The organism is uncultured Gimesia sp. (assembly GCF_937919775.1).
Taxonomy (GTDB): domain Bacteria; phylum Planctomycetota; class Planctomycetia; order Planctomycetales; family Planctomycetaceae; genus Gimesia.
On the sequence record NZ_CALFPF010000651.1, the window covers coordinates 1 to 2,316 of the forward strand.

A 2,316-nucleotide genomic window follows, 5' to 3' on the forward strand; every position below is an offset into this window, starting at 1 on the left:
CTGGAGAACAAAGAGATCAGCGCGAGCGAGGCGGACTGGTTGAGCGGAATTATAAAGCAGGCGCAGGAGGGGAAGTGGGAATCGGCGATGCAGGAATCCCGCCGGATGCTGGAAGATCAGGCGGATCGATGATCTGAGAGAAAGCGGGCGGACACATGGGTCCGCGCACTACGAATCATTGGGGCTGGAGGTGGTGGTTGGATTCTGGGGGCAATTTCGAATTTTATCAGCGCCCCTCGCCAACCCAGGCGTACAGTACAACAAAATCGTATCACGCGTCATGCGGAGCGAAAAGAAGCCAGTTGTAACAGTCATGTGTTTTCTGACTGGAGCCACTTGAATGGCAGCATGATTCTTGTGAATATCGCGTGAAAGTGCCATAAAATCGACAGATCTTCAAGAATCGCGCTTGTGAAGCCTGTGGAGATCGACTAAAAATGGGACATGGAGATTGAACTGAAGGCTGTTACTCACCTGAATTCAATCAGTTGATCCCTTCAACGTCCCACCTGGTTTCCTGCAACGCGCTCCCTGAGATGGTCCTGCGTATCGTCGAAAGGTTCTGTTTGAATCAAAACAGTTAAGAGATTGTGTTGCGAATTCTTGTCTTTCCGGATTTGCCTGACCGCAGGTCTGAACTACAAGTCTGCTTTTGCACTCGAGCGGTTTGTTCAATGTGCGCCCTTTTTCCAGTGTCAGCATGGAGAGTCTGCAGACGAATGCGTTCGTCGCACAGGCTGACCGTGCAGACAAAATTCGAAAATATTTATTGGAGTTTTAATGTTAGCGTATTTTTCGAAGCATACTGCTTCGGTCAAGGATGATGTTTTGTCGGGTTTGACTGTCGCTCTGGCTCTGGTGCCGGAAGCGGTCGCGTTTGCGTTTGTCGCCGGAGTTCCTCCGACGGTCGGATTGTACTCCGCGTTCTTTATTGGTTTTATCAGTGCGCTGGCCGGCGGTCGACCGGGCATGATTTCCGGAGCCACCGGTGCGATGGCGGTTGTGATTGTTTCACTGGTTGCCATGCACGGCGTCGAATATCTGTTTCCGGCTGTCATTCTATGCGGCCTGCTGCAAATTACCGTGGGTGTACTGCGGCTGGGAAAACTGATCCGTCTGGTCCCGCATTCGGTGATGCTGGGATTTGTAAACGGTCTGGCGATTGTGATTGGTCTGGCCCAGATTGGCAGTTTCAAAACGCTGGGTATCGACGGAACGATGACGTTTCTGCCGGGGACTTCGATGACGATTATGCTCTGCCTCGTCGCGTTGACGATGTCGATTATTGTCTTACTTCCGAAACTGACAAAAGCGGTGCCCAGTTCGCTGGCCGCAATTATCTTGGTCTCTATGATCGCCGTCGGGATTAACAAGTTTGCCCCTGAGAGCTGGACTCCTACAGGACAGGCCAATGTCGTTCAAACGGTGGACGACCTGATGATGAATAATCTGAAAGCCAACGCTGTCAAGGATGCCGCTGTCGCAGTGGAAGTTCAGGACGGAGCTGCAACTCAAGTTGACCAGAACAAAGCCGTTGATGTTTCGGTGTTAAGTGAAGCACAAGTTGCGTCCGCAGTCGCTTCTGTGAAAGCGACCGCAGAGCCGTTGCCGATGCTGTTCTTTCTTGACTCACGCTATGTCCTCGCGCCTTTTACGTGGGGCACGCTGATGATCATTCTCCCCTTTTCGCTGATTCTGGCGGGCGTGGGTTTGATTGAATCGCTGATGACACTCACGTTAATTGATGAGATTACCGAAACTCGTGGCAGCGGTAACCGCGAATGCATCGGCCAGGGCGCGGCGAATATTGTCTGTGGTCTGTTTGGCGGCATGGGTGGTTGTGCGATGATCGGACAGTCACTGATCAATGTGAATTCCGGGGGGCGTGGACGTCTTTCCGGGGTTGTCGGAGCCGTGGGATTAATGACACTGGTCGTATTGTTGAAACCGGTGATCTCGATGGTGCCGATGGCGGCTCTGGTGGGAGTGATGTTTATGGTGGTGATCGGCACGTTTGAATGGAGCACGCTGCATACCTGGAATAAAGTGCCTAAAAGCGATGTACTGGTGATGGTTCTGGTAGCGGGTTATACGGTCCTGTTCCATAATCTGGCTGTCGCGGTACTGCTGGGAATCATCGTGCAAGCCTTGATTTTTGCCTGGCATCACGCGACACATATGATGGCTGATATTCATTTTGAAGATGATGACAAAAAAGTGTACCAGTTGCACGGCCCGCTGTTCTTTGCTTCGGTCAGCAGCTTTCGCGAACTGCTCGATCCGGTGAATGATCCCCCGATTGTCGCCATCGATTTT

At 51.9% G+C, this 2,316-nt stretch carries 1 protein-coding gene; it reads left to right on the plus strand.

The window, feature by feature from the left end; all coding sequences use genetic code 11:
- Positions 1 to 780: 780 nt before the first annotated feature.
- On the plus strand, positions 781 to 2,316 hold a 1,536-nt coding region (locus Q0294_RS18570), incomplete at its 3' end, for a SulP family inorganic anion transporter (protein WP_366917990.1).